22 protein-coding genes and 1 riboswitch are annotated in these 24,151 nt (G+C 68.1%); of the genes, 8 read left to right on the top strand and 14 right to left on the bottom strand.

All coding sequences use genetic code 11. The features are described 5' to 3' along the window. Positions 1-47 precede the first annotated feature (47 nt). The 5 genes from nusB to ribD are packed head-to-tail and all read right to left on the bottom strand — an operon-like array spanning position 48 to position 4,048. The gene (gene nusB, locus FHT32_RS21865) at positions 48-602 is read right to left on the bottom strand and encodes a transcription antitermination factor NusB (RefSeq protein ID WP_093202799.1); all 555 of its coding nucleotides are present in this window, start codon (positions 600-602) and stop codon (positions 48-50) included. Next, entirely contained in the window at positions 599-1,066 is a 468-nt protein-coding gene (ribH, locus tag FHT32_RS21860) for a 6,7-dimethyl-8-ribityllumazine synthase (RefSeq protein ID WP_176666713.1), read from the bottom strand. Before ribH ends, nusB begins: the two co-directional genes overlap by 4 nt. 5 nt (positions 1,067-1,071) lie before the next feature. After that, positions 1,072-2,229 (bottom strand): bifunctional 3,4-dihydroxy-2-butanone-4-phosphate synthase/GTP cyclohydrolase II, encoded by a 1,158-nt coding sequence (ribBA, locus tag FHT32_RS21855; protein ID WP_176666712.1) that lies wholly within the window; start codon positions 2,227-2,229, stop codon positions 1,072-1,074. Beyond that, positions 2,226-2,882, bottom strand: a complete 657-nt coding sequence (locus tag FHT32_RS21850) for a riboflavin synthase (protein WP_176666711.1) — start codon at positions 2,880-2,882, stop codon at positions 2,226-2,228. Before FHT32_RS21850 ends, ribBA begins: the two co-directional genes overlap by 4 nt. Positions 2,883-2,926: 44 nt before the next feature. Then, entirely contained in the window at positions 2,927-4,048 is a 1,122-nt protein-coding gene (gene ribD, locus FHT32_RS21845) for a bifunctional diaminohydroxyphosphoribosylaminopyrimidine deaminase/5-amino-6-(5-phosphoribosylamino)uracil reductase RibD (RefSeq protein WP_176666710.1), read from the bottom strand. A gap of 205 nt (positions 4,049-4,253) precedes the next feature. Here ribD and FHT32_RS21840 point away from each other — a divergent pair, with 205 nt between their 5' ends. The 6 genes from FHT32_RS21840 to FHT32_RS21815 are packed head-to-tail and all read left to right on the top strand — an operon-like array spanning position 4,254 to position 9,483. After that, the gene (locus FHT32_RS21840; RefSeq protein WP_176666709.1) at positions 4,254-4,754 is read left to right on the top strand and encodes a GspH/FimT family pseudopilin; all 501 of its coding nucleotides are present in this window, start codon (positions 4,254-4,256) and stop codon (positions 4,752-4,754) included. Then, complete coding sequence (pilV, locus tag FHT32_RS21835) at positions 4,748-5,296, top strand: type IV pilus modification protein PilV (RefSeq protein WP_176666708.1); 549 nt, start codon at positions 4,748-4,750, stop codon at positions 5,294-5,296. Before FHT32_RS21840 ends, pilV begins: the two co-directional genes overlap by 7 nt. Then, the gene (locus FHT32_RS21830) at positions 5,293-6,117 is read left to right on the top strand and encodes a PilW family protein (protein WP_176666707.1); all 825 of its coding nucleotides are present in this window, start codon (positions 5,293-5,295) and stop codon (positions 6,115-6,117) included. The genes pilV and FHT32_RS21830 overlap by 4 nt, the downstream gene beginning before the upstream one ends. Continuing rightward, entirely contained in the window at positions 6,114-6,803 is a 690-nt protein-coding gene (locus tag FHT32_RS21825; protein ID WP_176666706.1) for a PilX N-terminal domain-containing pilus assembly protein, read from the top strand. The genes FHT32_RS21830 and FHT32_RS21825 overlap by 4 nt, the downstream gene beginning before the upstream one ends. Positions 6,804-6,821: 18 nt before the next feature. After that, complete coding sequence (locus tag FHT32_RS21820) at positions 6,822-9,011, top strand: pilus assembly protein (protein ID WP_176666705.1); 2,190 nt, start codon at positions 6,822-6,824, stop codon at positions 9,009-9,011. A 10-nt stretch (positions 9,012-9,021) separates the two neighbouring features. Continuing rightward, positions 9,022-9,483 carry a type IV pilin protein gene (locus tag FHT32_RS21815; protein WP_176666704.1) on the top strand — a complete coding sequence of 154 codons (462 nt, stop codon included), beginning with the start codon at positions 9,022-9,024 and terminating at the stop codon, positions 9,481-9,483. A gap of 28 nt (positions 9,484-9,511) precedes the next feature. Here the strand turns inward: FHT32_RS21815 and nrdR are convergent, their stop codons facing one another. The 3 genes from nrdR to FHT32_RS21800 form a co-directional block, all read right to left on the bottom strand. Beyond that, the gene (gene nrdR / locus FHT32_RS21810; protein WP_007836918.1) at positions 9,512-9,955 is read right to left on the bottom strand and encodes a transcriptional regulator NrdR; all 444 of its coding nucleotides are present in this window, start codon (positions 9,953-9,955) and stop codon (positions 9,512-9,514) included. Between the two features lie 30 nt (positions 9,956-9,985). Then, a complete protein-coding gene (glyA, locus tag FHT32_RS21805; protein ID WP_176666703.1) occupies positions 9,986-11,230 on the bottom strand; it encodes a serine hydroxymethyltransferase in 1,245 nt (414 codons plus the stop codon). 41 nt (positions 11,231-11,271) lie between these two features. Further along, positions 11,272-11,396: riboswitch (ZMP/ZTP riboswitch) on the bottom strand. 43 nt (positions 11,397-11,439) lie between these two features. Beyond that, positions 11,440-12,279, bottom strand: coding sequence for a lytic transglycosylase domain-containing protein (locus tag FHT32_RS21800; RefSeq protein ID WP_176666702.1), 840 nt, complete (start codon positions 12,277-12,279; stop codon positions 11,440-11,442). 670 nt (positions 12,280-12,949) lie between these two features. Between FHT32_RS21800 and FHT32_RS21795 the strand changes: the two genes are divergently transcribed. Next, on the top strand, positions 12,950-16,771 hold the full coding sequence (locus FHT32_RS21795) for a DUF748 domain-containing protein (RefSeq protein ID WP_176666701.1): 3,822 nt from the start codon (positions 12,950-12,952) through the stop codon (positions 16,769-16,771). A gap of 221 nt (positions 16,772-16,992) precedes the next feature. Further along, positions 16,993-19,842, top strand: coding sequence for a DUF349 domain-containing protein (locus FHT32_RS21790; protein WP_176666700.1), 2,850 nt, complete (start codon positions 16,993-16,995; stop codon positions 19,840-19,842). An 83-nt stretch (positions 19,843-19,925) separates the two neighbouring features. On the opposite strand, the gene FHT32_RS21785 is transcribed toward FHT32_RS21790, so the two are convergent. From FHT32_RS21785 to FHT32_RS21760, 6 genes are all read right to left on the bottom strand, one after another. Further along, positions 19,926-20,522, bottom strand: a complete 597-nt coding sequence (locus tag FHT32_RS21785) for a hypothetical protein (protein ID WP_176666699.1) — start codon at positions 20,520-20,522, stop codon at positions 19,926-19,928. Positions 20,523-20,615: 93 nt separating this feature from the next. After that, positions 20,616-21,407: a zinc-dependent peptidase gene (locus FHT32_RS21780; RefSeq protein ID WP_176666698.1), complete on the bottom strand. Its 792-nt coding sequence runs from the start codon at positions 21,405-21,407 to the stop codon at positions 20,616-20,618. 17 nt (positions 21,408-21,424) lie between these two features. Beyond that, the gene (locus FHT32_RS21775) at positions 21,425-22,201 is read right to left on the bottom strand and encodes a UDP-2,3-diacylglucosamine diphosphatase (protein WP_176666697.1); all 777 of its coding nucleotides are present in this window, start codon (positions 22,199-22,201) and stop codon (positions 21,425-21,427) included. Between the two features lie 40 nt (positions 22,202-22,241). Then, positions 22,242-22,754, bottom strand: coding sequence for a peptidylprolyl isomerase (locus FHT32_RS21770; RefSeq protein WP_176666696.1), 513 nt, complete (start codon positions 22,752-22,754; stop codon positions 22,242-22,244). Positions 22,755-22,778: 24 nt separating this feature from the next. Continuing rightward, positions 22,779-23,372 carry a peptidylprolyl isomerase gene (locus tag FHT32_RS21765; protein ID WP_176666695.1) on the bottom strand — a complete coding sequence of 198 codons (594 nt, stop codon included), beginning with the start codon at positions 23,370-23,372 and terminating at the stop codon, positions 22,779-22,781. Between the two features lie 90 nt (positions 23,373-23,462). Then, positions 23,463-24,053, bottom strand: a complete 591-nt coding sequence (locus FHT32_RS21760) for a tetratricopeptide repeat protein (RefSeq protein ID WP_176666694.1) — start codon at positions 24,051-24,053, stop codon at positions 23,463-23,465. Between the last annotated feature and the right edge of the window lie 98 nt (positions 24,054-24,151).

Below are 24,151 nucleotides of genomic sequence, written 5' to 3'. Positions count from 1 at the left end.
CCCCAGGCTGCGGCGCCGTGCGCCCTCGGTCGGCCGAGCGGTGCCGCTCATGCCCTTGCTTTTCCGGAAGCCCGGTCGGCTTCCACTTCGAGCGGGCGAAGCTGCGGCGCCAGGCCGTTGAGCACGGCATTCACGTACTTGTGGCCGTCGGTGCCGCCGAATTCCTTGGCGAGCTCGATGCACTCGTTGAGCACCACGCGCCAGGGCACGTCGGGGCAGTTCTGGAATTCGTAGACGCCGATCCACATCACGGCGTGCTCGATGGGCGAGATTTCCTCGAACTTGCGGTCGAGCAGCGGGCGGATCAGTGCGTCGAGCTGCTCGGCACCTTCGATGGAGCCGTGCAGTAGCGCGTCGTAATGCAGCGCGTCGGCCTTGTGGAAGCCGGCGAGGTCGCGCGTGAAGTGGTCGATGTCGGTCGGGTCGTTGCGGCCCACCAGGTGCTGGTAGAGCGCCTGCAGCGCGAATTCGCGCGCACGGGTGCGGTTCGACTTGGCCGCGGCCTTGCGCACGCCGGTGCTGGTGAGGCCCACGCGGGACTGCTTGGGCTTTTCGCCGGCGGCCTTCAGGGCCTTGAGGGACTTGGAGCGGTCTTCGGTCATGAAAGGGTGGCCAGCAGTTGCGCCATTTCGACAGCCACGCGGGCAGCGTCGCGGCCCTTGTCGGTCTGGCGGGCGACGGCCTGTTCGAGGTTTTCGGTGGTGAGGATCGCGTTGGCGATGGGCAGGCGGTAGTCGAGGGCAACGCGGCTCACGCTGGAGCCCGACTCGTTGGCCACGAGCTCGAAGTGGTAGGTCTCGCCGCGGATGATGCAGCCCAGCGCCACCAGCGCGTGATAGCCGCCGCGCTCGGCGAGCGCCTGCAGCGCCACGGGCACTTCGAGCGCGCCAGGCACCTGCAGGTGGTGGATGTCGCTGGCGGCCACGCCCAGCGCCTCTAGCTCCGAGAGGCAGGCCGAGGCCAGCGCGTCGGTGATATCGGCGTTGAAGCGCGCCTGCACGATGCCGATGCGCAGGCCCTTTCCGTTCAGCGGCTTCGCGTCCGCTCCCTTGTTTGCACCTTGCATGGTCTTCAGTCTTTCGTGAGGTAGCCGGCGATCTCGAGGCCGTAGCCCGCTGCCATGCTGGGCATGCGCCGCGGCGTGCCCAGCAGGTTCATCTTGTGCACGCCGCATTCGCGCAGGATCTGCGCGCCGATGCCGTAGCTGCGCAGGTCCATGCGGCCGCGCTCGGGTGCCTGCGCGGGGCGGGCGGTGCCGTCGAACTGCGCGAGCAGCTCGCCGGCGGTCTCGCCGCAGTTCAGCAGCACGGCCACGCCCTTGCCCTCGTTCGCGATGTGCGAGAGGCTGGCGTCCAGGCTCCAGGAGTGCAGCGAGCGGTTGATCTCGAGCGCGTCGAGCACCGACAGCGGCTCGTGCACGCGCACCGACACCGTCTCTTCGGGCGCCCACTTGCCGCGCACCAGCGCGAGGTGCACACCGTGGCTGGGCTTGTCGAGGAAGGCGTGGGCGGTGAAGCTGCCCCAGGCGGTCTGGATCTCGCGGCAGCCGACCTTCTCGACCAGCGATTCGACGCGGCTGCGGTGCTCGATGAGCGCGGCGATGGTGCCGATCTTCAGGCCGTGCTCGGCCGCGAAGACCTGCAGGTCGGGCAGGCGGGCCATGGTGCCGTCTTCGTTCATCACCTCGCAGATCACCGAGGCGGGCGAGCAGCCGGCCATGGCGGCAAGGTCGCAGCCGGCTTCGGTATGGCCGGCGCGCATCAGCACGCCGCCGTCCACCGCCTGCAGCGGGAAGATGTGGCCGGGCTGCACCAGGTCGGCGGCCACGGCGTTGGGCGCCACGGCAGCCTGCACCGTGCGCGCGCGGTCGGCAGCGGAGATGCCGGTGGTCACGCCCTCGGCCGCCTCGATGGACACGGTAAAGGCGGTGGAGTGCTTGGCGCCGTTGCGCTGGACCATCGGCGGCAGTTGCAGCCGCTCGCACATCTCGCGCGAGAGCGTCAGGCAGATCAGGCCGCGCGCATGGCGGGCCATGAAGTTGATCGCCTCGGGCGTGATGTGGTCGGCCGCGATGACGATGTCGCCTTCGTTCTCGCGGTCTTCCTCGTCGACCAGGATCACCATGCGGCCGGCTGCGAGCTCGGCCACGATCTCTTCGACCGAGGAGATCGGGGCTGGTGCGCGCGCGGCGCGGGAAGCGGCGCCGATCGGCGTGACGGAGGCGTTCATTTGGAGATGTCCTTGGATGGAGTCGGTGCGAGCACGCCCGCCTGGAGCATGCGCTCCACGTAGCGCGCCACGGTGTCGATTTCGAGGTTGACCTTCGAGCCGGCCTTCAGGCCGCCCAGCGAAGTGTTCTCGACGGTGTGCGGGATCAGGTTGATGCTGATCTCCGCGCCGCCGACGATGTCCTCGACGCTGTTGACCGTGAGGCTCACGCCGTTGACGGTGATCGAACCCTTGTAGGCGAGGAAGCGGGCCAGCTCGGGCGGAGCGACTACGCGCAGTTCCCAGCTTTCGCCGACCGGCTCGAACTTGCTGACGCTGCCGATGCCGTCGACGTGGCCCGAGACGATGTGGCCGCCGAGGCGGTCGCTCGCGCGCAGGGCCTTCTCGAGGTTGATGCGGCTGCCTTCGTCGGTCAGGCCCGCGGTCTTGTCGAGCGATTCGGCCGAGATGTCGATGGTGAACTGCTGGCGCTCGGGAGCGAGCGTGGTGACTGTCATGCACGCGCCGTTGAGCGCGATGCTGTCGCCGAGACCGACGTCGTCGAGATAGCCGTCAGGCACCTCGATGCTGAGTCTTTTGCCGTAGGAGGAGGTGGTGCCGAGGTCGTGGATGGCGGCGATGCGCCCCACGCCGGTGATGATTCCGGTGAACATCCCGGCATTTTCGCAGAGAACGAAGGGGCTACGCGGCGGGCGGGCTAGAAGGCATCCCTTCCGGCAATCCTGGCGACGATGCGCAGGTCGGGGCCGATCTGCTCGAGACCTCGGAATTCGAGGGGCAGGGCGCCCGCCAATTCGGTCAGCGGGCCGCTGGCGTGAATACCGGAGGCGATATCGAGCCCGTCGCCGATCAATTTCGGCGCCAGATAGACCAGCAATTCATCGACCAGGCCTTCGCGAAGCAGCGAGCCATTGAGCTTGTGGCCGGACTCGACGTGCAATTCATTGACCTCGCGGCGGGCAAGATCCTTCAGCATCGCCGCCAGGTCGACCTTGCCCTGCGCATTGGGCAGGCAGGTGACCGTGGCGCCGCGCGCCTCGAGGGCGGCGGCTTTCCGTTCATCCTGCACCGCCGCGTAGATCCAGACTGCGCGGCCGGGCATGAAGAGCTTCGCGCCCGGGGGGGTCTGGAGCTGGCTGTCGACCACCACCACGCGCGGCTGCCGTGTGGTCTGCACGAGGCGAACGTCGAGCCTGGGGTCGTCCTCCATCACGGTGCCCACGCCGGTCAGCACCGCGCTCGCGCGCGCCCGCCAGGCGTGGCCGTCCGCGCGTGCGAGCTCGGACGTGATCCACTGGCTCACGCCGTTGCGCAGGCCGGTCTTGCCGTCGAGCGAGGCCGCGACCTTGAGCCGCACCCACGGCGTCTTGCGGATCATGCGACTGAAGAAGCCGAGGTTGAGCTCCCGCGCTTCATCCGCGCCGGGCCCGACCTCGACTTCGACCCCGGCGGCGCGCAGCCGCTCGAAGCCCTGGCCGGCGACCAGCGGATTGGGGTCGGCCATGGCCGCCACCACCCGGCCCACGCCGGCCGCCACCAGCGCATCGCAGCACGGGCCGGTGCGGCCGTGGTGGGAGCAGGGCTCCAGCGTGACCCAGGCAGTTGCCCCGGCAACCGAATTGCCCCGCGCCGCTGCATCGCGCAGCGCCATGACCTCGGCGTGCGGCCCGCCGACCTGCTGGGTGTGGCCCTGGCCGATCACCGTGCCGTCGGGTGCCACCAGCACGCAGCCCACTCGAGGATTCGGATCGGTTTCCGCGCCGGCCTGGCGCGCCAGATTCAGCGCCTGGATCATGAAATTCGGATTTTCTTTTGTCATTCTTTTGTCAATTCAAATGCGTTGCAAATGTCAATTCGAAATCAGTCGAAAACAATTCTCCGCCGATCTATTTGTCTTGACCGTTTGTCGCGCTATTCCGGGAATATTCCGATTGGTACAGAACCAGAAAAATAAGATTCGCGCCTATTGAGATCAGGGGGAAACGCTTGTCCGGCACGGTGTGCAAGGCGACGAGCGGCATGGCATGAACCAACACGGATTCTGCGCGTTCGAGCGGGGCTTCACGCTCGTCGAAATGATGGCCGTCATCGTACTGATGGCCGTGATGCTGGGATTGGCGCTGCCCGCTTTCAACGGGCTCGCCGAACGGTATCGGGTCGAAGGCATGGCCAAGGTGCTGATGGCCAGCGTGAGCCATGCACGCGCCGAGGCAGTCCGGCGCGGAAAAACCGTGACCATCCGGCAGCGCGAGGGGTGCGAGGGGCGGAACTGGAGTTGCGGCTGGGACACGCTTGCCGGTAGCGGAAACGCCGCTGAAATCCTGAAGCGGCAAGACCCGGACGGCCGGGTTGTGGTCGAAAAGAGCGCGAACGGCGCCGTGTCGTTCGACGCCATGGGGCATTCGATGGGCGTGGCCAGCTTCCGCCTGCGTCCGTCGGGCAGCAGCGGCCCGTCCAACGCCGTTGCCGTGTGCCTGGCACTCGGCGGGCGCGTTCGTCTGGCGAAGGGAGGCGACGCATGCTGATGCCAGCCCCGCCCGTTCGCGGCCTGCACGTTCGCGAGGCAGGCGTTTCGATGATCGAAGCGCTGGTGGCGCTCCTGGTGCTCTCGCTGGGACTGCTGGCGCTCGCAGGCGTGCAGATCCGCGTGCTGGCCGCCAGCGTCGGCGCGAGCAACCAGAACGTCGCCGCGCGCCTGGCTGGCGACATGGCCGACCGCATCCGCGCCAATCCTGCGGCGGGCGCGGCAACGGCCAGCCCCTATGTGGCGGACTGGTCGCCGGCGGACGAGGGCGAATCCGGTCCGTCATGCGTGGGCGCCGCTGCCAACTGCGGCGCGGCCGAGCTTGCCGCGCACGATCTGCGGCACTGGAAGCGCGCGGTGGCGGACGCGCTCCCCGGCGGAGTCGCCGACGTGCAGGGCAGGCCGACGGCGGGCGCGCTGCTGTTCATTCACATTGCATGGAGCGAACCGTCGGCCGTCAACGCGATCACGCCGGACCCTGCCTGGAACTGCCCCGCGGGCAAGGCATGCATGGAACTCGCCGTCGCGGTGCTGCAGCCATGACCCGCCAGGTGATCACTCAAGGGCTGCGGCAGGCCGGCCTCACGCTGGTCGAGTTCCTGGTCGCGCTGGTCATCGGCATGCTGGTCGTGCTGGCGTCCGTCGCAACCATGCTCGGCGTGCGCAGCGTCGCCATGGCGGGCGACGACGTCAACGCGCTCAACCAGTCGTCGGCGCTGGCGTTCAGGCTGCTGGGACAGCAGATCCGCCAGGCCGGCTATACCCCCATCGATGCCACCGGGCCGCTGTACCACTTCGATGTAGACCCTGGCAGGAGCACCAATCTCACGGGCGAGCCGGCGTTCTTCGCGATCAAGGGCGTGGAGTCGCCGGGCGGTTCGGCGAACGACCGGCTGAAAATCGGCTACGCGCCGAATCCCGATCACTTCAAGGACTGCCTGGGGCAGGAACCCGGGCGGAACTCGGGCGGCAAATACGATGCAGCCGATCCCGCGGCGCCTGGCAGTGCCCGGCTGATCACCAGCGAGTTCTCGGTCGCGGACGGTGCGCTCCGGTGTCAGGGCAGTGGCAACACGAAGCCGCAGCCGGTCATCGACGGTGTGGAGCGCTTCGACGTCATGTACGGCGTCAGCGCCGGGGTCGGGAGCCGGCAGGTGGTGCGCTACGTGAGGGCCGACCAGGTGGCGGAGTTCGCCAGCGTGCGCACGGTGCGCGTCTGCCTGCAGCTCGCGGGCACCTCCAGGAACAACCCGGGCGGCAGCCATGTCGACTGCGACGGGAAACCGCGAGCCAGCAGCGACGGCAGGCTGCGCCGCGTCTATACCGCGGTGTTCTCGCTGCGCAACGACCTGGGGGCGCCATGAGGTTTCCACGTGGGCTTCCTGGCGCACGCCCGGCGCAGCAGGGCTTTTCGCTCTTCATCGTGATGACCATGCTGCTGCTCTCGGCGCTGCTCGTTGTCGCAGGCGCGCACACGGCGCTGCTGCTCGAATCCGTGGCGGGCAACCAGCGCGAGCACCAGCGCGCCTTCGAGGCCGCCGAAGCCGCTCTGCTGGACGCTGAGCGTGACATCCGGCAACTGGCGTTCGATCCTGCGAGCCAGGCCTATGTCGCATGTTCGGCGCTCGCAGAGCACCCCTGCCGCAGGGCCGAATACGACCGCGTCTTCCCCAATCGGGACACCGGCTGGGTGGGCGCCTACCTGAACGACGGCGCCAACAGTTGCGCGCAGGGCATCTGTTATTTCTCCGGGCGCGATTCGGTGGCTGCCGCATCCGGCAGCGAGGCCTTCCGGTTCTGGGGGCGCGATGCATACAAGAACAAGCACGCATCCTTCGGGCAATTCACCGGCGCGCCGGACGCGGGCAATCCGGCGCTGGCTGGCGCGAAGTACTGGATCGAGGTCATCGACCGCGAGAACAGCCGATACCCGCTGTACCGGATCACCGCGGTCGCCACGGGAGCGCGCGGCAGCACGGGTGGGGCGGGTGGCACGAAGGTCGAACTGCAGGTTTCCTTCGATCCGGACCCGGTCAACAAGATCAATTGAGCATCGCGAGAGGGGGATATGAACATCAAGCAGTTCCTGGGAGGCGCCGTCGCGTGCGGCCTGTCATTGGCGCAGGTCGCGGCGCATGCGGGGCAATGCCAGCAGGCGCGGATGCCGCGCAACGCCGCGGCGGGGGCGGCGTCGCCGAAGATGATCCTTGCGGGGAGCCTGGCGGACACCAGCCCTCGGCGGACCTCGATCGCGGCAAGCACCTCCAGGCTGTCGACCGGCACGCTCGTCTACCAGGCGGGCTACGACCCGTCGAGCGGGTCGGGCACGCTCACCGCCACGAAATTCGGCGCCGGCGGCAAGCTGGCGAGCGCGCCCGAGTGGTCTGCGAGCGAACTGCTCGATGCCCGCATGGCAAAGGCCGGCGCGCACGACGGCGATCGCAAGGTGCTGAGCTTCTCGGGCACCGCGGCGGCCACGGCCACCCGCGCGGCGGCCGCCGGCTTGGGCGTGCCGTTCAGATGGAACCATCTGAGCGAAGCGCAGAAGGCGGCTCTCAAGGCAAGCACCGCCACCGATGCCGGCAGCACCGCGCGCGGCCAGGCGGTGCTCGACTTCCTGCGTGGTGACCGCAGCAACGAGGGCGCCGGACCGGGGTTGCGCAGGCGCGCCCACGTGCTCGGCGACATCGAGGGCTCCAGCGTCTGGTTTGCCGGCCAGCCCCGCGGCAGTTTCACCCGTGGAGGCTATGCGACCTTCGCCTCCGCCATCCGCACGCCGATGGTCTATGTAGGGGCCAACGACGGCATGCTGCACGCTTTCAACGCGACAACCGGCAAGGAGGAGTTCGCCTACGTGCCCGAAGGCCTCTACGGTACGGCGGCAGCGCCAGGTCTTCAACGGCTCAGCGACGGCGGCTACGTCCACAGGTATTACGTCGACGGCAGCGCATTCGTGGCAGACATCTACATGGGACCGGCGGAGTCGGCCGGCATGACCGAAGTTCAGAAGGCGGCCTATTGGAAGTCGCTGCTGGTAGGGACGCTGGGGGCGGGCGGCAAAGGCTACTTCGTGCTCGACGTGACCAGGCCCGAAAGCATCGGCGAGAGCAGCGCAGCCGGCGTGGTGCTGATCGACACGACCGCGCTCGACGACGATGACCTGGGCCATCAGTTCCAGCAGCCGGCGCTCGATGCCTACTCGAAGCGCGCGTTGCAAGTGGCGACGCTGAACAACGGGCGCAGGGCCGTGATCCTGGGCAACGGCTACGGCAGCAGGAGCGAGAAGGCGCTGCTGTGGATCCAGTATCTGGACGGCGACAAGTCGGTCCTCAGGATTCCCGCGCCCGCCGCGCAGGCGAGCGGCAGCGGCAACGGCTTGTCCGCGCCGCGGCCGGTGGACCGCGACGGCGACGGCAATGTCGACCTCGTCTATGCGGGAGACCTGCACGGCAACCTCTGGAGGTTCGACCTGGGCGGCAGCGACAGCAGCAGGTGGAAGGCCGCCCTGGGGCCCGTCGGTCCGAACGCTCGGGCGGCGATGGCATCCAGCCTCGACGACAAGCCGCTCTTCGCGGCCGGCGCCAGCCAGCCGATCACGGCGGCGCCGGTGGTCGTCGGGCATCCGCGCGGCGGCTACATGGTGGTGTTCGGCACGGGTAGGCCGCCTGCCTCCGGCGACGAAGGCTCGACCGCCGAGCAATACCTCTACGGCGTCTGGGACCCGGCCGACGGCGGCGCGGACACCGCGACACCGGCCGACCTCGTGGCCCAGACCGCCGGCGCCGCTTCCACCCGGGAAGGCGAAATTGGGCTGCGCACCGTCTCGCGCCACGGCGTGAGCTTCTCCGGCTCCGATGCCAGGCGTGGCTGGCATCTGAAGCTGCCGACGGCGGGGGAGCGCATCGTCTATCCCGGCGACGTGCTGGGAAGCGGCGTGGGTTTGTTCTCGACCACCATTCGAGATGCCGGCGGCAAGCCGGGCGCCTGTGCGTCCGGCAGGGGAGACGGCGGGTGGTCGATGGTGATCGACCTCTTCAGCGGCTCCGCTCCCGAAGGCATCGCGTATGGCACGTCCGATGCGCTGGGGGCCTATGCCGGCTTCCGGAACAGCTCAGGCAGGGATGACATCTTCTTCGAGCCGCAGAGCGGGGAGAGGGGCAGCGACGTGATCTGCAATGCCGCCGGCGACTGCAGTTCGACGAAGCGGCCGGTCATCGGGCGCCGCTTCGGCTGGCGCAACTTGATTTCCACCCACTGAGGCACGGACCATGAAAAGGCACTCCAGGCCAAGGGCTGGCGAACGGGCGCGCCCGCGTGGCTTCACGCTGATCGAGGTCATGATCGCGATCGCGGTGATCGGCATCCTGGCCTCCATCGTCTACCCGAGCTATACGCGCTATGTGCTGTGGGCCAAGCGAGCCGATGCCAAGCAGCAACTGCTGCAGGCGGCGCAGTGGTCCGAGCGCTACCTGACCGCGAACGGCAGGTATCCGCCGGAAGGCGTCGTGCTGCCGGCGGGGCTGAGCCAGTCGCCGCCGTCCGGGCCGGCCAGCTATGTCATCCGCTACGGCACGAGGACCGCGAACACATTCACCCTGCATGCCGTGCCGCAGGGCGCGTCGAGGCGCGATGAATGCGGAACGCTCACCGTGAACCAGCAGGGTGCCAGGCTGGCCGCCGGCCGCGGCAGCGCCTCGGATGCGCTGGTGCAGCTTTGCTGGGACCGCTGAAGGCTGAAAAGGGCGACGGCGGCGCGGCTCAGATGTCGCGCAGCAGCTGCCTGAACTCGTCCACGTCCTCGAAGCTGCGGTACACCGAGGCGAAGCGCACGTAGGCGACCTTGTCGAGCTTCTTGAGTTCGCGCATGACGAGCTCGCCGACCTTGGTCGAGTCGATTTCGCGCAGGCCGCTGGCCAGCAGCTTCTGCTCGATGCGCAGCAGGGCGTTGTCGATCTGTTCGATGCTCACGGGGCGCTTGCGCAGCGCCAGCATCATGGAGGCGCGTACCTTGGTCGAGTCGAAGTCGGCGCGGCTGCCGTCCTTCTTCACGACCACGGGAAAATTGACGTCGGGCCGTTCGTAGGTGGTGAAGCGCTTGTCGCAGGCGCTGCACTGGCGGCGCCTGCGGACGAAGTCGGCGTCTTCCGAAACGCGGGTCTCGACGACCTGCGTTTCAAGATGGCCGCAAAAGGGGCATTTCATGCGGCCACGTCTTCTGCGACCCGGAAGAAATCAGCGGTAGACAGGGAAGCGGCTCGTCAGGGCGTGAACCTTGGCGCGCACGGCATCGATGTTCGCCGCATCGCGCGGGTTCTCGAGCACGTCGGCTACCAGGTTCGCGGTGATGCGGGCCTCTTCGTCCTTGAAACCGCGGGTGGTCATGGCGGGGGTGCCGATGCGCACGCCGCTGGTGACCATCGGCTTTTCCGGGTCGTTGGGGATCGCGTTCTTGTTGATCGTCATGTGGGCGCTGCCCAGCACGGCTTCGGCTTCCTTGCCGGTGATGCCCTTGGCGCGCAGGTCGACCAGCATCACGTGGCTTTCGGTGCGTCCGCTCACGATGCGCAGGCCGCGCTGCGTGAGGGTCTCGGCCACGATCTGGGCGTTCTTGACCACCTGCTGCTGGTAGGTCTTGAACTCGGGCGACATGGCTTCCTTGAATGCGACGGCCTTGGCGGCGATCACGTGCATCAGCGGGCCGCCTTGCAGGCCCGGGAAGATCGCGCTGTTGATGGCCTTCTCGTGCTGCGACTTCATCAGGATGATGCCGCCGCGCGGGCCGCGCAGGCTCTTGTGGGTGGTGGAGGTGACCACGTCGGCGTGCGGAACGGGGTTGGGGTACACGCCCGCGGCCACGAGGCCGGCGTAGTGGGCGATGTCGACCATGAAGATCGCGCCGACGTCCTTGGCCACCTTGGCGAAGCGCTCGAAGTCGATGCGCAGCGAGTAGGCCGATGCTCCCGCGATGATCAGCTTGGGCATGTGCTCATGCGCCTTGCGCTCCATCGCGTCGTAGTCGATGGCTTCGTTGGCGTCCAGGCCGTAGCTCACCACGTTGAACCACTTGCCGCTCATGTTCAGCGGCATGCCGTGGGTCAGGTGGCCGCCTTCGGCCAGGCTCATGCCCATGATGGTGTCGCCGGGCTTGAGGAAGGCGAGCATCACGGCCTCGTTGGCCGAGGCGCCGCAATGCGGCTGCACGTTGGCGGCGTCGGCGCCGAAGATCTGCTTGATGCGGTCGATGGCCAACTGCTCGGCCACGTCGACGTGTTCGCAACCGCCGTAGTAGCGCTTGCCCGGATAGCCTTCGGCGTACTTGTTGGTGAGCTGCGAGCCCTGGGCGGCCATGACGGCCGGCGAGGCGTAGTTCTCGCTGGCGATCAGCTCGATGTGGTGTTCCTGGCGCGCGTTTTCGGCTTGAATCGCAGCCCAGATTTCGGGATCGGTCTGTTCGACCAGGATATTGCGTTGGTACATGGCAGTCCTTTGAAGACGAGGTCCTTGTTCTTCAACCAAACAAGGGCTGCCCAGGCGAACGGCTGAACGCCTGCGTGACCAGGCGGTACGCTTCCCAGTGGTATTCCACGTCAGCGCGTGGCACCTTGTGCGGGTGCTGCGCCTATCGCCAGTCGCGTACCGGCCGAGTGTAGCTCAGTAGCCCCCACCCGGACCGCAATGTTCCTTCTTCAGGAAACGGAGGAAAGCAGGGCCACCTTGGCCGGCTCGGAGCCTTCCTCGCGCTTGGCCGGGGGCACCGCCACGGGGATGGGTTGCGGACGCACGGTCGGCGGCGTGACCGTCGAGGGCGCGCGGCCGTTGGCCACCTGCAGCAGGCGCTCGTGTTCGGCCATCACCTTGGCGGCGTAGCCGCCGTCGTCCTCGAGGTTGGCGGCGCCCACGTAGTAGCGCAGGCCGCCTTCGAGGGAGCCGGCGCGGGCGATGCATTCCTGCAGCACCTTGACGCCGACGCGCATGTTGGTGACCGGGTCGAACGCGGTGAGCGTGCCGCCCGCGCTTTCATACTTGTCGCCGTGCACGCGGGTCATGACCTGCATCAGGCCCTGCGCGCCGACCTGGCTCTGGGCGAAGGGGTTGAAGCTGGATTCGACGGCCATGATCGCGAGGATCAGGGTGGGGTCGATCTTCGTGCGCTTGCCGATGCCGTAGGCCTCGGCCACCAGCACGCTCAGCGGCTCGGCGGCCACGCGGTACTTCTTGCTCAGCCAGTAGGCCACGGCGGCCTGCTGCTTGGGCAGGTCGGCGGGGCTCGCGGCCGTGGTGCGCTCGATGGCGGTCGGCTCGAGGTCGGTGGCCTCGGGCGCGGGCTTGCGCGACTGCAGCCAGCCCATCAGTTCCTCTTCGCCGGTCTTGCGCAGGTCGGGCCGCGCCACCAGGGCGAGTGCCGCGAACACGATGGCCAGGCCAACCAGTGCGAACCCGTTGTGGGTGATTTCAAAAAAGCCGTCTGCCACATCGGACACGAAGGTCCTCAGCCCTCGGGCCGTGGCATCAAACGCCTTGTTCATCGCTCTTCCTTTCTGTGCGGCACCCGGGTCGCAACGCCACGGAAGGCGATGGGTGAGGGCAGCGGCGCTTGGATTGGTACGAATCAGGCTCCGCGCATGGAGTGAAGGGTTGGTGGGAGCGCAGCGGCCTGATCAAGCCGGGGGAGTTCGGCAGCGGATTCAGGTGGCCCCTCCGCGTCGGGCGGTCAGGGCAGCGCGGATTCTAGCGTGGCTAAATACACGGTCAAGCATAAGAACTTGTTTTATTATGCTAATAATTGTTTAAAAGTTGGCTCCCACAGAGGTGTTTCGGCTTACGGGAAATCCCTTTGTAAAACACGTTTGCAATCGGAGGGGGCGACGCCTAATCTGGACGGGCCTGGCTTTTCAGGCGTTCTTCCGAGGCCCGGGAAACCCGAGGTGCAAGTCCGAGGGTTCAGCGGTCGAGGAGCAACGGTGGCAATCTCTTGCTGCCAGCACGGCGGGAACCATTGACTTCCGGTCGCGCGAATCGATGGCATGGGTTTTGTGCCCGCCATCAAGCCCGGTGACGAGACATTCCGTCGACTCACCGGGCTTTCTTCATCTGAGAGATCCCGATGAAGACCTTTCTTCGGTAATTCTTCCGGGACGGGGCCTGCGTCCTTTCTGCGTACCTAGCGCCGACGCATGTTTGCGGCACACTCCAGCGATGGACGTAGCTTCGATCAAACAGAACAAATGGGTGCGACGTGGGATCGTCGCGTTGCTGGCGCTGTTGGCCTTCTGGGTCATCGCCTGGCTGGCAGTACCGCCGATCGCCAAGAGCCAGATCCAGAAGATCGCCAGTGAAAAGCTCGGCCGGCAGGTGACGGTCGGCAAGATCGACTTCAAGCCCTGGACGCTCGAACTCGCGCTGAACGACCTGCGCATCGCCACCGCCGACGGCAGCAAGCCGCAGGTGGCCATCAACCGCATCTATGCCGACGCCGAACTGCAGTCGATCTTCCGCCTCGCTCCGGTGATCGACGCGGTCACCCTCGACGGCCCGGCCATCCTGCTCACGCACCTGGCGGACGGCAAGTACGACATCGACGACATCCTGGCCAGGCTCGCGGCCGGCCCGCCGCCCGATCCGAACGCCAAGCCCGCGCGTTTCGCCATCTACAACATCGCCATCAATGGTGGCTCGGTCGACTTCGACGACCAGACCGTCAAGCGCAAGCACGAGCTGCGCGACTTCGTGCTCAAGGTGCCTTTCCTGAGCAACCTCGATTCCAAGCGCGACATCAATACGGAGCCCAAGCTCGCCTTCGCCCTCAACGGCAGCAAGTTCGACTCGGCTGCCTTCACCACGCCTTTCGCCGACAACCGCAAAACCGACGCCCACGTGCAGTTCAAGGGGCTCGACCTCGTGCCGTACCTCGGCTACATCCCCGGCGGCCTGCCGGTGAAGCTGCAGGCGGGCAGCCTCGACGCCGATTTGAAGATCGGCTTCGAGCAGGCTGCCACCACCGGCCTGAAGATCACCGGCACGGTCGAGGCCCACACCACCAAGGTGGCCGACGCGCGCGGTCGCGACCTGCTGGCCTTCGAGTCGCTCAAGCTGGGGCTGGCCGACGTGCGTCCGCTGGAGTCGGTATTCCATCTGAGCGAGGTGGCGCTGGCCAACCCGCAGCTTGCCGTGGCTCGCGACGCGGCCGGCAAGCTCAACCTGCTCGCGACCGACCCGGCGACTGGTGCGGCAGAGAAGGTGGCCCCGCCGCCCGCCGCGGCAGCGAGCGCGCCAGCGGCAGGCAAGCCCGCGCCGAAGCCGGCGCTGAAGGTGCAGGTGGACAAGGTGGCCCTGAACGGCGGGCGCATCGGCTGGCGCGACGAAACCGTCAATCCCGCGGCGGCAGTCGACCTGACCGACCTCGGCATCGACGTCTCGGGCGTCACCTGGCCGATGGAAAAGCCGGCCGAATTCAGCGGCAGCACCGCCGTTGCCGGCGCCTCGCTCAAGTTCAAGGGCAACGCAACCGACAAGGTGGCCGACGTGCAGACCGAGGTCGCCGCGCTCCCGCTGTCGCTGGCCGCTCCTTATCTGGCGCAGAGCCTGGAGCCCACGCTCGACGGCAAGCTCAGCGGCCAGATCGACATCGCCTGGGCCCAGCCCGACTTGAAGTTCAAGGCGCGCCGGGTGTCCGCCGACGGGCTGGCGCTGACCCAGGGCAAGACGGCGCTGGCAAGCGTCGGACGCTTCGAGCTGGTCGACGCCGAGGCCGACATGACGAAGCACACGCTGAACGTAGCCTCGTTCACCGCGACCAACCCGAAGATCCGCGTGGAGCGCGACAGCGAGAAGCGCTGGATGTTCGAGCGCTGGCTCAAGACGCCGGCCGGCGGCGGCACGAAGGAGGCCGAGGCCAAGGTCGCAGCGCCCAAGCCCGCCGCCGCCGAAACGCCGCAGCCTGGCGCCAATACCAAGCCCTGGGCGCTGACCGTCGGCACGCTGGCGGTCGACAACGGCGCGCTCTCTTATTCAGACAAGGCCGGCGCAACGCCGGTAACGGTGGAAGTAACTGCCTTCAAGCTGCACGCCCAGAAGCTCGCGCCCGAAACCAGCACGACTTCGCCGCTGGAGGTTTCGGGCCGCATCGGTTCCGGACGCTCCGATCCGGGCCGCTTCGACTACAAGGGCAACATCGTGCTCAAGCCGCTGGCGGCCGAGGGCAGGGTGGAGATCGCGTCCTTCCCGGCGCACGCTTTCAAGGCCTATTACGCCGACGCGCTCAACGTCGACATCCGCCGCGCCTTCGCGAGCTATCGCGGCACGGTGCGCTACGCCACTTCGCCGGTGGGCATGAGCGTCAAGCTGGCCGGGGACACCGCGCTCGACGACTTCCGCGCCAACAGTGTCTCGCTGACCCAGTCGCCGGGCTTCGACCGCAGCAACAACCAGCTGCTGAGCTGGAAGACCCTGAGCCTGCGCGGCCTGCAGGTGACCATGGCGCCCAACGCGCCGCCGAACGTGGACGTGCGCGAAACCACGCTGACCGATTTCTTCGCCCGCGTGATCGTCGACCCCACCGGCAGGCTCAACCTGCTGAGCCTGACCAAGAAGGGCGAGGCCGAAGCGAATGCGGCCGCCGCGGCAGCCGGCGAGGCCAGCACCCGCAAGGGGCCGGGCGGAACGACCACCACCACGGCGGCGGCGCCGGCGCAGCGGTCCGCCGGCCGTGCGGTGTCGGCGGAGGAAATGGTCGGCGGAGCGCGCGAACCGTCCAAGCCGGCGGCCGTTGCCGCGGCGGCGCCCGCGCCCGCGGCGGCCGATGCGGGCCCGGCGCCGGTCATCAACTTCGGCCCGATGAGCCTGGTCAACGGCAAGATCGATTTCACCGACCTGTTCGTCAAGCCCAACTATTCGGCCGACCTGAGCGAGCTGACCGGCAAGCTCAGTTCCTTCTCGTCCAATCCGCCGAAGGGCGAGAGCGGCCGGCCCGCGCTGGCCGACCTCGAGTTGCGCGGCAAGGCGCAGCAGACCGCGGCGCTGGAAATAACGGGCAAGCTCAATCCGCTGGCCAAGCCGCTCGAGCTCGACATCACCGCCAAGATGCGAGACCTCGACCTGGCGCCGCTGTCGCCGTACTCGGTGCGCTACGCCGGCCACGGCATCGAGCGCGGCAAGATGAGCATGGACGTCAACTACAAGGTCGCGCCCGACGGCCAGCTCACCGCCACCAACAAGCTGGTGCTCAACCAGCTGCAGTTCGGCGACGAGGTGGCGGGCTCCACCAACAGCCTGCCGGTAAAGCTGGCCGTGGCGCTGCTGGCCGACCGCAACGGCGTGATCGATGTCGACCTGCCTCTCAGCGGCTCGCTGAACGACCCGCAGTTCAGCGTCGGCCCGCTGATCTGGAAGGCGGTGGTCAATCTGGTCGTGAAGGCCGTGACGGCGCCGTTCAGCCTGCTCACTGGCGGCCTGGGTGGCGGCAGCGGCGAATCGAGCGCCATCACCTTCGAGGCCGGCAGTTCGGAGCTCAGCGCTTCCGCCAAGGAAAGCCTGGACAAGGTCGCCAAGGCGCTGACCGACCGGCCCACGCTGCAGATGACGGTGGTCGGCACCTCCAGCCTCGAGAAGGAGCGCGACGCCTACCAGCGCCAGCGCGTGCGCCAGCTCGCCTATGCCGAGAAGCGCCGCGTTGCGGTGCGCGGCGGCCAGACGGGCACCGACGTTGCGCCCGTCACCGATGCCGAATACCCCGAGCTGCTGACCGCCGTGTACAAGCGCGCCGACATCACCAAGCCGCGCAACATGGTCGGCCTCGCCAAGGACCTGCCGCTGCAGGACATGGAAAAGCTGCTGTTCGCCAGCGTGCCGGTCGACGAGGAGTCGATGCGCCAGCTTGCCGTCGAGCGCGGCGCGGCGGTGCGCGACTACCTGCTCTCGAAGAAGCTGCCGAGCGAGCGGCTCTTCCTGGGGGCGGTGCGCACCAGTGCCAGCGGCAGCGACTGGAAGCCGGGCGCCGAACTCAGCCTGACCATGAAGTAACCCGACGCCAAATGGGGTGGGGCGCGATCGCACCCGCCCACTTGGTTTTTTCCTCCGGCTCGCTATATATGTAGTCCGTCGGCTCCACCACCCACTACCTTCGCGCGCAGCGCCGTTTCGGCATGGATTTCTGCGGCCGGCCGCAAGTGGGTGAAAATGTCGATGTGCGCCGGCCTTTGCCGGCGCCTTCGCTTTCTCTACCAAGACAACGATTTCGCGCAGTGACCTCTACTTCTTCCAAGCCACACGACATTCAGGCCCTCGATACGCTCACCGGCGGCGCCTTCACCGCGCCGACTTCCGGCGAGCGCGCCGCGCGCATCCGCGACTGGCTCGCGGGCAACCCGGCGCCCGAGCAGATGCAGGAAGTCTTCAAGGAACTGAGCGGTCGTGACAAGGGCGCCGCACGCCTGCTGCGCGAAAAGCTCGACGAACTCAAGCGCGCCAAGGGCCAGGAGGCGATCGCCGCCGAATGGGCGCAGAAGGCGGAAGCGCTGCTCGCCCAGTCCAAGCTCAACATTGCCGATGCGCTCGCCTGGCAGCGCGACGCCGCCAAGGCCGGTGCGCCGCTGTCGCGCGAGCCGCTGGCGGGCCTGAAGCTCAAGCTGTCGGAGCGCGTCAAGGGCATCGAAGACCTGCAGCACCGCGCGCAGGTGCACCGCGAAGCCGCCGTGCTGCTGGCGCAGCGCTTCGAGGTGCTGTCCACCAAGGGCTGGCAGGACGCCCAGGTCGCCGAAGAGTCGCTGCGCGCCGACGTGGCGCACTGGCAGCAGCAGGCCGCCGAGATCGTCGGCGATGCCAACTGGAGCAGCCTCGACGCCAAGTTCGCGCCGCAGCTCGAATCGTCGAAGTCGCAATTGCTGGTGGTGTCCGACGCGTTCCATAGCGCGCTGGCCCAGGCCGTCGCCGCCGCCGCCGATGCAGCGGCACCGCTGCCGCCCGTGCCCGTGTGGGCCGACGAACTGCGCGCCGCGCGCGGCGAGGTCGTGGCGCCCAAGCCCGTTGCTCCCGCCCGCCCGGCCGCGCCCAAGGTCGATCCGGCCGTGCGCGCCGCCGCTCAGGACGCCGTCCAGGCCGCGCTCGCCAAGCTCGAGCAGGAAACCGCCGAAGGCCACGGCAAGGCCAGCGCCGGCGCGGCTGCCGCGCTGCGCGCCGTGCTCAAGGAACACGGCAAGCTGGTCGATGCGCCGCTCGAAGCCCGCGTGCATGCCGCGCTGGTGGCTGCCGGCGAACTCGAAGGCTGGCAGCGCTGGAGCGCCGACAAGGTGCGCGAAGACCTCGTCGCCAAGGCCGAAGGCCTGCTCAAGCGCCCCGAAGGCCAGGCCCTCGGCGGGCGCAAGATGCAGGAAACGCTGCGCGCCCTGCGCGACCAGTGGAAGCAGGCCGACCAGGGCGGCGTGCCCAACCATGCGCTCTGGAAGCGTTTCGATGAAGCCTGCAACGAAGCCCACAAGGTTGTCGAGGCCTGGCTCGAGAAGGTCCGCGCCGATGCGGCAGAGCACCGCGCGCTGCGCGTTGCACTGATCGAGGAGGTCAAGGCCTGGGCCGCCGAGCATGCCGGTGCCACCGACCTGAAGGCGCACAACCGCGCGCTGCACCAGTTCGCCGACCGCTGGCGCGATGCCGGCCACGTGGGCGAGAAGGTGTTCGCCGAGCTGCAGCCGTTGTGGAACGAAGCCTTCGGCGCCGCGCGCGCACCGTTCGAGACGGCGCAGAAGGCAAGCGTCGAACGTCGCCAGGCCATGATCGCCGAGGCGACCGAGCTCGGCGCCCAGCCGGTGCTGCGCATCGACGCCGTCAAGGCGCTGCAGCAGCGCTGGCAGGCCGAGGCGCAGAGCGTGCCGCTCGACCGCCGCCATGAACAGAAGCTGTGGGACGCATTCCGCGCGCCCATCGACGAGGCTTTCAACCGCAAGACCGCCGAGCGCGAGAAGGCGTCGGCTGCGATGAATGCGCACGACCGCCATGTGCTCGAGGCGTCCAAGGCGCTCGACGCGGCCAACGCCGGCGGCGATGCGCAGAAGATCCGTGCGGCCATTGCCAATCTCGAGGCCGCGCTGCGCGGCGAGGTGCCGCCGCCCGCACCGAAGGCCGATGGTCCGTCGGTCGGCGCGACCGAAGTCGTGGCGCCGGGGCAGGCAGCCGCCGAATTCAGTGAAAGTGCCGAACAGGCGCCGAGCCCGGGTGATGCGGAAGCCTCGCCCGGCACATCCCACGAAGCAGGCGCGGCACCCGCGGACCTCGTGGCGCCGGCCGACGGTGCCGACGCTTCGGCGCGTACCGATGGCGAAGCGCATGACGCCGGCGAAGTCGCAGCCGTCGAAGCACCGGCGGCAGCGCCGAAGGCCGCGCCCAAGCCCGTCGTGGCGATGCGTGGCGACGACCGTCCGAGCAGCAAGAAGGCCGAGGCGGCACCTGCCGCGCGCGGCGGTGCCGGTGGCCGCTTCGGCGACCGCCGCGATGGCGGCCGTCCCGGTGCCGGTGGCCCGGGTCGTCCTGGCGGTGATCGCGGCGATCGCGGTGACCGTGGAGCCCCTCGTGGTGGCGACCGTGGCGCGCCCGGCGGCCGTTTCGGCGACCGCCCCCCGCGTGAAGACCGTGGCCCGCGCCTGGGCGATGCTGCCTTCCGTGCACAGCGCGAAGCGCTCGAGCGCGCCGACCTGGCGCTGCGCAAGCTCGCTGCGCAGGCTCATGGCGAAGCCCTGACCCAGGTGCTGGGCGCCTGGGAGCAGCGCGACGCCAGCCGTCTGCCGAGCATCCAGGAACTGGGCCGCGCGGTTACGCCGGCAGTGCGCAGCGGCTGGTCGCAAGCCATCGGCTCCGCGCCCTCGGCTGCCGCGAACGACGCCGCCGAAGCGCTGCTGCGCCTCGAAATGGCCGCCGAAGTGCCGACGCCCGCCGAACAGCTCGAAGCACGCCGCGCCCTGCAGCTCAAGCTGCTGACGAAGCGCGGCGACCCGGCGCCTGCCCAGACCTGGGGCCAGGACGCCGGCAAGGTGCTGGCCGCTGCGCACGACGCTGCCAGCGCACGTCGCCTGCAGAACGCGCTGAAGGCGCTGCTGCGCAAGTAAGGGAAGAGAAGGCTTCGGCCACGAAAAAGGCGCCCCGCAGGGCGCCTTTTTCATTGGCGCGTCGGCGCAGATGCCGAAGCCCTTCAGGCCTTTTCGCCGACGGCCGGTGTCTGCACGGCGGCACCTTGCTCGGCCAGGTAGCTGTCGCGGATCTTGCGTCGGGCGAAGAGCCCGCCGATGCCCAGCAGCAGCGCAATGGCGCCGACGATCAGCGTGCCCTTGTCGGTGGCGCTCGATGCCGCGGCCTTGTCCTTCACTTCCATGATCTGCTGCACGTCGGCCAGCGACACCACGGGCTTGCCCTTGAGCTTCACCTCGTAGACCAGGTTGTTGTCCGAAGGATCGACGCGCACTTCGACGGCCTCGTCGATCAGCGGCTCGAGCTTGCTGCGGCCCACCGCGTAGTCGACGCGCCATTTCTCCGTGTTGCCGTCGGCCAGCTTGGCGTCGAGCACGAAGTAGCGGCGCGTGCTGCTGCCACCGCGGCGGCGCTTGGTGGTCTCCGTGACCTCGCTGCCGCTGACGATCGTGCCGCTCTTCGCGACGAGATCCTCGACGGCCGCGCCGTGCGTATCCGAGCTCGCCTTGAACTGCGCATATCCCGCCCAGCCCAGGATGCCGATGCCGAACACCAGCGCGATCCACGCCTTGCCCGTCAGCTGATAGAACCAATCCCTCATGTTGTTTACCTTTTTGGTGAGTTGATAACCCATCAATGGTAAGGGTTGTGGCGCTATCGAATCGGTAGCTGAAGGGCAAGGATTGGCGAGGGCTCAGGGCCGTTTAGGCAGAAAGAATTCATCGAAGATCGCGAGCACGCCGGGGAAGTCGCGGGCGAAGTTCGGTCGGTTCACGAAATAGGCCTCGCAGGCCACCGCGAAGAACTCGCTGATCGAGGTGGCGCCATAGGCATCGAGCCACGGCGCCTCGGTGCCGAAGCGCTCGGCCTTGATGGTCTGCTCGCGGAAGTCGTCGTAGGCGGGCTGCAGCACGGCCATCCAGGCCGCGCGGGCCGCGCGCGAACTGCGCTGGCCCGCGAAGCCGGGCGGCAGCGGCGGACAGCCGTTGGCATCGCCGCTGCGCATGTCGATCTTGTGGGCGAACTCGTGGATGACGACGTTGTAGCCGCGCTCGCTGGTGACGCTGCTGGCCAGCACGTCGTCCCAACTCAGCATGACGGGGCCGCGGTCCATGGCCTCGCCGGCGACGATCTCGCCGTATTCGTGCACCACCTGGGCTTCGTCGATCACCTTGCGCCGCGCTACCACCTCGGAGCGGTGCACGACGATGCCGACGAAATCGTCGTACCAGTTCAGCCCGCCCTTGAGATGCAGCACCGGCAGCACGGCCTGCGCCGCGATGGCCAGCGCCACTTCGTTGGTGATGGTGAAGCCCTTGGCGCCGTGGAACTCCTTGTCGCGCAGGAATTCAGCGGTGAGCGTCCGCAGCCGCTGGCGGTCGGCCTCCGGCAGTGTGCCCAGGAAGGCATAGCGCCTGAGCGTGGCCTGCCAGGCGGCTTCGGGGATCGGGGGCAGGGCGCGCAGGCGGCGCAGCCACTTGAACATTGCTGGCGGCGGCGCGGCTAGCGCAGGTCGACGCGCTGCGCGCCGGCGGCGGACAGGCACAGCAGCTGCGCGCGCGGCGGATGCGCGTCGGCATCCCAGTCGCTCAGCACGATGCGGCGCAGGCCCTCGCCAAGGTCATGGTCGGCCGGACGATGCGTGTGGCCGTGCACCAGTGCCTGGGCGTTGGCACGATGCAGCCAGTCGCGTGCCGCGGCCGTATCGACATCGGCCCAGACCATCGACGGATTGCGCTTGCGGTCTTCGCTCTGCACGCGCATGGAGCGCGCGAGTGCGCGGCGCTCTTCCAGCGGCCGGGCGAGGAACGCGGCCTGCCATCCGGGCGTGCGCACCTGCGCGCGGAACTTGAGGTACTCGGTGTCTTCCAGGCAGAGGATGTCGCCGTGGCTCAGCAGCCAGCGCCGGCCGTGCAGCACCAGCACCGTCGGGTCGTCGAGCAGCGTGAGGCCGCATTGCGCGGCGAAGGCGGGGCCGACGAGAAAGTCGCGGTTGCCGTGCATGAAGAACACGGGCAGCCGCTGCGCGGTCTGGCGCAGGAGTTCGGCGCATTGCGCCTCGAAGCCGGGCTGGGTGGCCGAATCGTCGCCCACCCACACCTCGAACAGGTCGCCGAGGATGACGAGGGCGTCCGCCGGCGTGGTCTGCAGGTAGCCCTGCCAGGCCTCGAAGGTGGCGGGCTCGCCGGCCTGCAGGTGCAGGTCGGAGATGAGGTCGACCGTGCGCCACGCGGGCGGCGCCACCAGCTCCGCAAAAGCCGGGTTCGCCACCGCAGTCATGCCGTCGTTGCAGCTGCCACCGAGCCGAGCCGGGTGCCGGTCATTCAGCGATGACGACGGCCTTTTCGATCACGACGTCCTCGAGGGGCACGTCGTCATGGAAGCCCTTGCGGCCGGTCTTCACGGCCTTGATCTTGTCGACCACCTCGGTGCCCTTGGTGACCTTGCCGAACACGGCATAGCCCCAGCCTTGAGCCGTGGGGGCGGTGTGGTTCAGGAAGCCGTTGTCGGCCACGTTGATGAAGAACTGGGCGGTGGCCGAGTGGGGCGCGCTGGTGCGGGCCATGGCCACGGTGTAGTTGTCGTTCTTCAGGCCGTTGTTGGCTTCGTTCTGGATCTCGGCGTCGGTGGGCTTTTGCTTCATGCCGGGCTCGAAGCCGCCGCCTTGCACCATGAAGCCGGGGATCACGCGGTGGAACACCGTGTTGTCGTAGTGGCCCTTCTTCACGTACGCGACGAAGTTCTCGACCGACTTCGGCGCTTTGGCGGCGTCGAGTTCGAGCGTGATCACGCCGAGGTTCTTGATGTGCAGTTCGACTTGGGGGTTGCTCATGAGAGGACTCCTACTTGAAAGGGATTACTTCGCCACCACGGTGGCGGACTTGATGGTGACGGCCTCGAGCGGCACGTTCTGCATGCCGCCCTTGTTGCCGGTGGCCACCGCGCGGATCTTGTCGACCACGTCGGTGCCGGCAACGACCTTGCCGAACACGGTGTAGCCGTAGCCGTCGGGGTTGGGTGCGTTGAGCGAGTCGTTGTTCTTCACGTTGATGAAGAACTGCGAGGTCGCCGAATTGGGGTCGCCGGTGCGGGCCATGGCGATCGTGTACTTGTCGTTCTTCAGGCCGTTGCCCGCTTCCAGCGGAATGGGCGCGCGCGTGGGCTTTTGCTGCAGGTCGGCCGTGAAGCCGCCGCCCTGGATCATGAAGCCGTCGATCACGCGGTGGAAGACCGTGCCGTCGTAGTGCTTGTCCTTGACGTACTGCAGGAAGTTCTCGACCGTCTTGGGCGCCTTGGCCTCGTCGAGCTCGACCACGATGTCGCCCGCCGAGGTGGCGAGCTTGACGCGCGGCGTTGCCGACTGCGCGTGGCCGCTGGCGGCGAACGCGAATGCGGCTGCCAGCACGAGGGCGCCGCGGCGGCTGAAACGGGAGAAGGAGTTGATCGTCAAATGAGGCTCCGTTTGCGGATGAGGGAACGGGGTCGCGTGGTGGGCGCCATCGCGGCGCCCCGGTACGGCGGCGACCGGCTGCTTACTTGCTTACTTGCTGGTGCGGCCGACCGGCTTGCGGATGACCGCCGGCGCAGCGGGCAGGGCGGCCGCCTCGGCTTCGGTCTTCGGCGTGAAGATCTGGCGGATCAGCGCGAGCTTGGGCGCGACGCTGGCGTTGGTGCTGGCGAACTGCTGGGCACGCACGTATTCCTGTGCCGCGAGACGCGCATACACGTCGCCGAGGTTCTCGTGCGCCGTGGCGTAGTTCGGGTTGAGCTTGAGCGCCTGCTCCAAGGCGGCGCGCGCCTGGTCGAACTTGCTCTGCGACGCATACAGCGCGGCCAGGTTGTTGTAGGGCTCGGAAAGCTCGGGGAAGTCCTGCGTGAGCTGCGTGAAGGCGATGATGGCCTCGGCCTGCTTGTTCTGCTCGGTGAGGATCACGCCGCGCAGGAAGCGCATCTGCGGATCGCGCGGCTTGCCGGCGATGTAGGTGTCGGCCTTGGCGAGCGCCTCGTTCGACTTGCCCTGGCGCAGCAGCGCGTTCACGTCGTCGTATTCGTTCGCATGGACTGCGGAGCCCCAGAGGCCGAACAGCAGCGCGAAGGCAATGGAGAATCTGGAGAAGGCGGAGCGCTTCATGAAGCCTCGACGGAATTTGGGGGGAGATGCGGGAAGCGAACTCGGTGCAGCGGGCTTGGGGAACACCCCGACGCTACCCGATGGCAGCCGTTTATACT

Source organism: Variovorax sp. SG517 (assembly GCF_013376045.1).
In the GTDB taxonomy this organism is placed as follows: Bacteria; Pseudomonadota; Gammaproteobacteria; order Burkholderiales; family Burkholderiaceae_C; genus Variovorax.
The sequence above is the reverse complement of the archived record's forward strand: the minus strand, read 5'-3'. Positions and strand labels throughout refer to the sequence as shown.

What these genes read in the sequence shown, in the direction of transcription:
- FHT32_RS21820 (WP_176666705.1), top strand. Translation starts at nt 6,822, where the DNA reads ATGAACATCAAGCAGTTCCTGGGAGGCGCCGTCGCGTGCGGCCTGTCA.
- FHT32_RS21795 (WP_176666701.1), top strand. Translation starts at nt 12,950, where the DNA reads ATGGACGTAGCTTCGATCAAACAGAACAAATGGGTGCGACGTGGGATC.
- FHT32_RS21775 (WP_176666697.1), bottom strand. Translation starts at nt 22,201, where the DNA reads ATGACTGCGGTGGCGAACCCGGCTTTTGCGGAGCTGGTGGCGCCGCCC.
- FHT32_RS21830 (WP_176666707.1), top strand. Translation starts at nt 5,293, where the DNA reads ATGACCCGCCAGGTGATCACTCAAGGGCTGCGGCAGGCCGGCCTCACG.
- ribD (WP_176666710.1), bottom strand. Translation starts at nt 4,048, where the DNA reads ATGACAAAAGAAAATCCGAATTTCATGATCCAGGCGCTGAATCTGGCG.
- FHT32_RS21815 (WP_176666704.1), top strand. Translation starts at nt 9,022, where the DNA reads ATGAAAAGGCACTCCAGGCCAAGGGCTGGCGAACGGGCGCGCCCGCGT.
- nrdR (WP_007836918.1), bottom strand. Translation starts at nt 9,955, where the DNA reads ATGAAATGCCCCTTTTGCGGCCATCTTGAAACGCAGGTCGTCGAGACC.
- FHT32_RS21800 (WP_176666702.1), bottom strand. Translation starts at nt 12,279, where the DNA reads ATGAACAAGGCGTTTGATGCCACGGCCCGAGGGCTGAGGACCTTCGTG.
- FHT32_RS21760 (WP_176666694.1), bottom strand. Translation starts at nt 24,053, where the DNA reads ATGAAGCGCTCCGCCTTCTCCAGATTCTCCATTGCCTTCGCGCTGCTG.
- FHT32_RS21785 (WP_176666699.1), bottom strand. Translation starts at nt 20,522, where the DNA reads ATGAGGGATTGGTTCTATCAGCTGACGGGCAAGGCGTGGATCGCGCTG.
- FHT32_RS21770 (WP_176666696.1), bottom strand. Translation starts at nt 22,754, where the DNA reads ATGAGCAACCCCCAAGTCGAACTGCACATCAAGAACCTCGGCGTGATC.
- FHT32_RS21825 (WP_176666706.1), top strand. Translation starts at nt 6,114, where the DNA reads ATGAGGTTTCCACGTGGGCTTCCTGGCGCACGCCCGGCGCAGCAGGGC.
- ribBA (WP_176666712.1), bottom strand. Translation starts at nt 2,229, where the DNA reads ATGAACGCCTCCGTCACGCCGATCGGCGCCGCTTCCCGCGCCGCGCGC.
- FHT32_RS21850 (WP_176666711.1), bottom strand. Translation starts at nt 2,882, where the DNA reads ATGTTCACCGGAATCATCACCGGCGTGGGGCGCATCGCCGCCATCCAC.
- FHT32_RS21780 (WP_176666698.1), bottom strand. Translation starts at nt 21,407, where the DNA reads ATGTTCAAGTGGCTGCGCCGCCTGCGCGCCCTGCCCCCGATCCCCGAA.
- pilV (WP_176666708.1), top strand. Translation starts at nt 4,748, where the DNA reads ATGCTGATGCCAGCCCCGCCCGTTCGCGGCCTGCACGTTCGCGAGGCA.
- ribH (WP_176666713.1), bottom strand. Translation starts at nt 1,066, where the DNA reads ATGCAAGGTGCAAACAAGGGAGCGGACGCGAAGCCGCTGAACGGAAAG.
- nusB (WP_093202799.1), bottom strand. Translation starts at nt 602, where the DNA reads ATGACCGAAGACCGCTCCAAGTCCCTCAAGGCCCTGAAGGCCGCCGGC.
- glyA (WP_176666703.1), bottom strand. Translation starts at nt 11,230, where the DNA reads ATGTACCAACGCAATATCCTGGTCGAACAGACCGATCCCGAAATCTGG.
- FHT32_RS21840 (WP_176666709.1), top strand. Translation starts at nt 4,254, where the DNA reads ATGAACCAACACGGATTCTGCGCGTTCGAGCGGGGCTTCACGCTCGTC.